This is a genomic window from Pseudonocardia sp. KRD291, from assembly GCF_019263595.1.
Lineage (GTDB): Bacteria > Actinomycetota > Actinomycetes > Mycobacteriales > Pseudonocardiaceae > Pseudonocardia.
On sequence record NZ_JADQDD010000328.1, the window covers coordinates 1 to 6,343 of the forward strand.

At 70.4% G+C, this 6,343-nt stretch carries 7 protein-coding genes and 1 pseudogene; 1 reads left to right on the forward strand and 7 read right to left on the reverse strand.

What is annotated here, in order from left to right; all coding sequences use genetic code 11:
- Positions 1 to 253: 253 nt before the first annotated feature.
- Positions 254 to 718, forward strand: coding sequence for a hypothetical protein (locus tag I4I78_RS28570; protein WP_218614610.1), 465 nt, complete (start codon positions 254 to 256; stop codon positions 716 to 718).
- 93 nt (positions 719 to 811) lie between these two features.
- On the opposite strand, the gene I4I78_RS28575 is transcribed toward I4I78_RS28570, so the two are convergent.
- The 7 genes and pseudogenes from I4I78_RS28575 to I4I78_RS33100 all read right to left on the reverse strand — a co-directional run.
- Positions 812 to 1,822 carry a F510_1955 family glycosylhydrolase gene (locus tag I4I78_RS28575; RefSeq protein ID WP_374225935.1) on the reverse strand — a complete coding sequence of 337 codons (1,011 nt, stop codon included), beginning with the start codon at positions 1,820 to 1,822 and terminating at the stop codon, positions 812 to 814.
- Positions 1,822 to 2,370 carry a hypothetical protein gene (locus I4I78_RS28580; protein ID WP_218614612.1) on the reverse strand — a complete coding sequence of 183 codons (549 nt, stop codon included), beginning with the start codon at positions 2,368 to 2,370 and terminating at the stop codon, positions 1,822 to 1,824. Before I4I78_RS28580 ends, I4I78_RS28575 begins: the two co-directional genes overlap by 1 nt.
- Before the next feature lie 212 nt (positions 2,371 to 2,582).
- Positions 2,583 to 3,002, reverse strand: a complete 420-nt coding sequence (locus I4I78_RS28585) for a BlaI/MecI/CopY family transcriptional regulator (RefSeq protein WP_218614613.1) — start codon at positions 3,000 to 3,002, stop codon at positions 2,583 to 2,585.
- 512 nt (positions 3,003 to 3,514) lie between these two features.
- Positions 3,515 to 3,838 carry a hypothetical protein gene (locus tag I4I78_RS28590; protein ID WP_218614615.1) on the reverse strand — a complete coding sequence of 108 codons (324 nt, stop codon included), beginning with the start codon at positions 3,836 to 3,838 and terminating at the stop codon, positions 3,515 to 3,517.
- A 317-nt stretch (positions 3,839 to 4,155) separates the two neighbouring features.
- Positions 4,156 to 4,620: a lipid II flippase MurJ gene (locus I4I78_RS28595; RefSeq protein WP_308252423.1), complete on the reverse strand. Its 465-nt coding sequence runs from the start codon at positions 4,618 to 4,620 to the stop codon at positions 4,156 to 4,158.
- 46 nt (positions 4,621 to 4,666) lie between these two features.
- Positions 4,667 to 5,431 (reverse strand): annotated as a pseudogene (gene murJ, locus I4I78_RS34340) (murein biosynthesis integral membrane protein MurJ); the annotation flags it as partial.
- Positions 5,428 to 6,343 (reverse strand): hypothetical protein (locus I4I78_RS33100; protein ID WP_226380619.1); only part of this gene is annotated, 916 nt, incomplete at its 5' end. The pseudogene murJ and the gene I4I78_RS33100, both read right to left, overlap by 4 nt.

Here is a 6,343-nt window from a genome sequence, read left to right on the forward strand (position 1 = left end):
CCGGGCACGACCTCCCCCACGCCAGCCAACCCGAGCTCGACGCCGCCCTGGCGGCCCTGCCCGACCCGCGCGCCGCGCTCGTGTTCCTGAACTGGGCCCGCCGCCAGCACCTGGCCACCCTCACCGCGCCCACCGCGGCGAGCACCCAGCTGCCCCGCGCGACTTCGTCGATGACCAGCACCGCTGGACCACCAGCCATCGACTGCTGCGCGACACCACGATCCCGGTCGCCGACCGGGTCGCCGGGCTGCTCGTGCTGCTCTACGGCCAGCGCGCCAGCACCATCTCCCAGCTCACCCTCGACGACCTCGCCCCCGCCGCCGACGGCGCCGTCATGCTCACCCTTGGTCGCGACCAGCTGCTCATCCCGCCACCCCTGGCCGAGCTGATCACCCAGCTCCCGGCCAGCACGCCCCGAGGCATCGCCGCGACCCTCACCGACCACCGATGGCTGTTCCCCGGACGCCGACCCGACCGCCCCGCGCTGCCCTCCACCCTCATGACCCGACTCGCCCGCCACGACATCCCGCTGCGCCTGAGCCGCAACGCGGCCCTGCTCCACCTCGCCGCGGAACTGCCACCAATCGTCCTCGTCGACCTGCTCGGCATCCACCCCACCACCGCCAACCGATGGTCCGACGCCGCAGGAGGCCGCTGGATGAACTACGCCGCGCACCGCCATTCCGCCAGTTCGAACATCAACTCCTTACCGGTGTGACTGGCACGGGCTATTGAGCTTCCCCCGTGGCACGGACACTGTCCGTGCCACGGGGGCAGCACATATGGCGTGCAGGTCGCGGACGATTCACAGTCAGGCCAGCGGAACGACGGAGCGACCGGCATCCTGCGAGCGGTACAGACCGCCTGAGGTGGCGATCAACAGGTCGGTGCTGGCTCCCGGATCCGCGATCGCGGTGAGTGCCTGGGGACGGCCGCCCGGCGCGGCGCCGGTCTGCTGCCAACTCGCGCCGCGGTCGGCGCTGGCGAACAATCGACCGTCGAGCGAGATTCCGTAGACCACTCCGTCGTTCGCCCAGGATAGATTCGTCAGCTGGGGCCCGGTGGGCGCGCCGAAACTGCGCCCACCGTCCGCGCTGGACGCCACTCCCCCTGGCACGGTCGCCAGCACCCGGGTGGGATCCGACGGCGCGGCAGCGATGTCGAGTGCGACGAGCTCACCACGGGTCTCCCAGTTGCGGCCACCGTCCGGGCTGGCCCGCAGCACACCGTTCGTGGCGTCGTAGCCGTAGACGGCGTCCGCACCGATCTCGAGGGCGTGGAAGTCGACCGACCCGCCCAATCCCAGCTCGGTCCACGTCTCGCCGGCGTCCCGGCTCTCGATGACGCCGAGCGGGTTCGGGCCCTGCTCGCCCGGCCCGGGGTGCCCGCTGGAGAGCAATATGCCGGGCCCGGCCACGGTGAATCCCATCAGGTCGCGACCGGAATCGCCGACCCGGGCCAGGGCCCCGCCGGTGGACCGGAAAAGCCCATGGTGAGTGGCCACATACACGACGCCGGCGGCCGGGTCCATGCCCATGCCGTGCACATGTCCAAACTGCGCCGCGGCCGTTGAACCGGCGGCCGCCGAACCAGACGCGTCACCAGGCTGTCCAGACGCGCCGCCAGACTGTTCGGGCGTCGCGGTGCTGCACGCCGTCAGCCCGAGTGCGGCGACCAGGGCGGCGCTCGCTAGGGCCGTTCGAGCATGGCGCCGGCGATCGCGAACGGTAGGTGTCACAGGGCCTGCTCCAGAAGTATCGATCGTGTCGCCGGGTCCGCAACGAAGAGTGGGCCCGCGGATGCCTCGTACGCCCTGCGTCATCAGGTGTGGCGCTCTGCCGAAACCCCGATAACGGCGGCTTCTCTCGACCGGGCGGCCGCCCGGTGAACGACCACCATCCGACTCCACAGGGCGGTCCCCGCGAGAAACAGGGACAGTGCGGCCAGGAGTGGTTGCAGCGGCGCCCACAGCGACAGTGCGCCGGACACACCCAGCAGCGCCACCGCCATCTTGTTGCAGACCGGACAGCCCACAGCGAGAAGACTCAACAGCGTCGCGGCGGGAACCCGCGCGCCGGTGCGATGAGCCGCTGTGGCGAACCACAGCACCGTCATCACCGCGGTCAGGGCCAGCACGACGTAGTCCCACCAGCGGACCGGCGTCATGCGGGAGAACAGCGCGTTCGGGATCACATCGGTTGGGATGCCCACCACCACGGCGCTGAGCGCACCCATCGGCACACCGCGACGGAGCAGTCCGCACCACGAGAAGACCGCATCGCACGATCCTGCCCAGCACTCCCGACGAGCGGCGTCACCGCCGTCCACCCCTGCGGCGTCAGCCGCCGGCTGCCCCTGCATGCTGGTCATTACGGTCCTCTCACCGATCCAGGGCGGGCGATGCAGCACGATAGTAGTGATCTACGGACCTGGATGGTAGACGGGTACCCCAAGGCGATCACCTGCTGGAGACGGCTCGGCGATCACGAGCCGGACATGGTGTGGGCGCAGCCGTGGCGGGCCTCGCGCTGCTTGCCGCCGGACGGGGGCGATCCGTCTCTGCCCGGTGGCCGCCCGCCCGATCAGGCAGGCGCGGAGTCCTCGTCATGCCCGACATCAACGTCCTGCACAGACTTGTCGCCGGACGACACGATGCTGTCCTCCAGTACCTGCCGCAACCGTGCATGCAACTCGTCCGGCAACCGCTCCACGAACTGCAGCAGGACTAGATCGCCGTCACCTCCGCGAACCATCGCCTCCTGCATGAGCCCGGCGGCATACTCCGCTTGGGTCATGACGGCGTGATAGCGGTGCGCACGACCTTCCGACGACCGGGACAGGTAACCCTTCTCCATCAGGTTCTGCATGGTCGACAGCACTGTGGTGTAGGCGAGGTCGCGCTCCTCACGCAACCGAGCTAGCACCTCGCGCACCGTGCCGGCGCCACCCGTGGACCAGAGCTGGTCCATGACCACGCCCTCCAGCACACCCAGCGGTCGCACCCAGTCACCTCCGTCCACCGCGTATCGGTGCGGCCGACGGAGGAACAGGTCAGCCGCCTCAAGCCACGGGTCGACATGGTAGACGACTCGCCACCGCGGCGAAGATCACCGAGGTTCGCTTGTCGACGCCCTACGATCGACCTCGATGGTAAGGCCCGGCAGGCAGCGGTCGTCACGACGATGGAGTGTCCGCCCTCGGCCGGCGCCTGCCGAACCTGCTCGACGACCGCTTGGACGGTCATCGTCGGCCGGCGTCGTGAATTTCGGTCGGTGTCGGGCACGGTTGCGTGGGCCACTGTGGTCAACGCCGCCAGGTTGGAGATCCGGGACCCGGTAGCCTCGCTCCCGAGTTCGATGACAGTACGAGGGGCGGGGACAGGAGACGGCCGCAGGCGGCTGGCTGGAACATCATCATGCCGCGCGGCGGGAGCGGCGATGATGAAACCCCGTCGTGCCCTCGGTCCAGGTGCCGTCGATCGTCGACCGGCGCTCGGACGCCCGCCGCGCGGTGGCTACGAATTCTGCATATCGACAAGAATCGATTCCGCTACGCCCAGCATGGCGATACAGGCGGCACTGCCACCGCCACTCTGATTCACCACATAGCGTGGCGAATCTGGCTCACGAACACCCTGCGCCGGGTCCTGCTCGGAGCCCGAGAAGGGTATTCGTCGAATAGATGAGCGCTCGGCTGGCGCGGCCGGGTCAAGTGCGCCGAATTTGATGGCCGCCCGGTGTTCAGTCGCGCGGATGTGGCCGTTTCGCCAGACGCGGCGCACAATACCTACCGCTGGCGTGTTGACGAGGTGCGCATCTGCCCCAATGCGGGTGCTCACATCGCGGATCGTGTTGCTGCGGGCGGGGCTCGACCAGGCGACGAAGCAGACGAATGGCGTCTCCGATTCGTGGAGGAGCCGTGCGAATGCCCGCCTCTGAGGTGGGGCGCGCTGGCGAGATGGGCATAACATCGACCGTATCGCGGCTTTGCTGAACAGACGCTGAGCATCTTGCATGGGTGTAGCCAGTTCGGACCAACGTCGTTTCGCGGTCACCCCGCGCCGCGCGCGGTAGGGCGGCGATGCAGACCCGGACACCGGCGAGCCCGCGTCGCCCATGTCTCCGAGGCCCGATCGCGGCCCGTCGAAGCGTTGGTTCAGTCGGTTGTCATGAGCGAGACGATGGCGCCATAGCCGGCGGTGAACACGATGAGGGCGCAGACAAGCGCGACCGCGGTGTTGGGGGCTTCGGTGCCCCACTGCTCGAGCACGAGGCCGGCGAGGAGGGAGGCGGCCGCCGCCGCGGGTCCTGCGGCGAGGATCCACCGGGTGTACGCGGCGCCCAGGGCGCGCAGCGCGGGTGTGCCGGTGGCGCGACGCAGCGCTCTCAGGCTCACCGCCAGCCCGATCGTGTAGGCAAAGCCGAAGCTGGCGGCCAGCCCGGCAACGACCCATTCGGCCGGCAGGAAGACACCCGCTGCGACCGCGGTGAGGATCTGCAGCCCGGTGATCAACAGCTGGATCATCGCTGGTCGGCGTGTGTCCTCGAGCGCGTGCATCCCGCGGATCACCAGGAACTGAGCGGAGTAGATGACGATCGCGGGGGCGAAGCTGGCCAGCACCAGCAAACACGAGCGTCCATCCGGCCAGGCGCGCTGAGCGGCCCAGACCGGAGCCGCGCATTTCCAACCGTGGCCGGTACCGGAAGCCGAGCGACCGCAGCGCCGGGACGACGATCAGGGCCTGCACCGCCACCCCGAGGGTGGCGCCGCCTCCGAGGAGCGCGATCTCGGCCGAGGAGACCGAGCTCGAGGCGTCGCGCTGCGGGCCGGTGGCGACGTCGGTATACAAGAGGAAGGCGACGCCGACCGCGATCGTGACCCCGTTGTTCGCCACCGGCGCCCACATCATCGGTCCCGGCCGGCCCCGGGCCTGCAGGATCTGGCTCAGGATCGCGAAGATCCCGTAGAAGAACACCTGTGGCAGGCACCAGGCCGTGAACGCCGCGGCCAGCGCGACATCGGCCGATGTCCAGCCCTCCCCCACGAAGACCCCGGCGAGAGCGGGTGCGGCGAACACGGCGGCCGCGGTCAGCGGGCCGAGGACCACAATGGTGAGGGTGAGCAGGCGATCGGCGTAGGCCGCGCCGGCTGTGTCTCCCTCGCCGAGGGCCCGCACGAGCTGGGGCACGAAGACCGCGCTGATCGCACCACCGGCCAGTAGCGTGTACAGGATCGTGGGGACCGTGTTGGCGATGGTGAACGCGCTGCCCACGGTGTAGAGCCCCAGCGCGGCGGCCCAGACCGAGGTGCGGATGAACCCGCTGATCCGGGACAGGGCGGTCGCGATCGCGAGCGGCGAGACCTGCCGGAGCAGGCCGCTCTCCGTCGGCGCGTCGACCTGGGCGGGTATGGGGCGCGGCCCAGGCTTCACGACGGGTTCACCGCCGCCGGCGCCTTGGTGGGGGTGAACCCGACGTGGACGTGGTCCTGATGGACGCTGTCGGTGAACAGGCCCCGACCTGCCACCGGGATCGGGCCGCCGACCTCGGTGGCGCCGGCCCGGGCGGCGGCGGTCATGAAGGAGGTGAGCACGGGGTCGTCGCGAGGGATGTCGACGACCGGGACCCCGTTGATGGCACGCACGTCCATGGCACGCCCCACGGCGTGGTTCGACAGGCGACGGGTCGGGAAGACCGTGCCGGGGTGCCCGGAGACCGCGACCTGGACCTGGATGTCGAAACTGCGGGCGAGGTCGAGCATGACGGCGATCATGGGGTCGCCAAGGCGTCCGGCGGTGATGTCGGCACGGACCGGGTCCGGGAGAGCGAGCCGGGGGGCCTCGAGCAGGGCGCGGCCCGCACGGGTCGGGCCGCCGGTGCGAGTCGGTGGCCCCGGTGGCCGGGGCGGGTCGAGCACCGCAGTGACGTTCCAAATCCCGCCGGCCGACCGTAGCCGTACGTCGAGGAGGACCTCGCGTACACCGTCCGCGCTCGCGCCTCGCCATTCCTGGCGGGCGAGCACGATCACGCTCGCCGTGCTCGGGGTGAGCCCGCCGTACTGGGGATAGAGCACCGTGGTGGTGGACTCCCACGCCGGCACATCGAACAGCGGGCGGGCAACCTCGGCCAGATCGGCCGGGTACCCGGCCGCGACCACACGCGCGGTCGGGTCCGGTGCAGCGCCGCGGCGCCAGGTCCCGACGCCTTCGACGAAACGCGCCGCCGCCTCCTTGACCTCGCCGCGGACCTCCCCCGGGCCTGCGGTGAACCCTGTTGGCGACGCCGGCGCATCCGGGCCGGCGCCCTCAGACGACAACGCCACGGTGGGCCTGCCCATGCTGTGT

Bases quoted from the DNA above. Each gene is read 5' to 3' on its own strand.
- I4I78_RS28580 (WP_218614612.1), bottom strand. From the start codon at position 2,370: ATGACCAGCATGCAGGGGCAGCCGGCGGCTGACGCCGCAGGGGTGGAC.
- I4I78_RS28575 (WP_374225935.1), bottom strand. From the start codon at position 1,822: ATGACGCAGGGCGTACGAGGCATCCGCGGGCCCACTCTTCGTTGCGGA.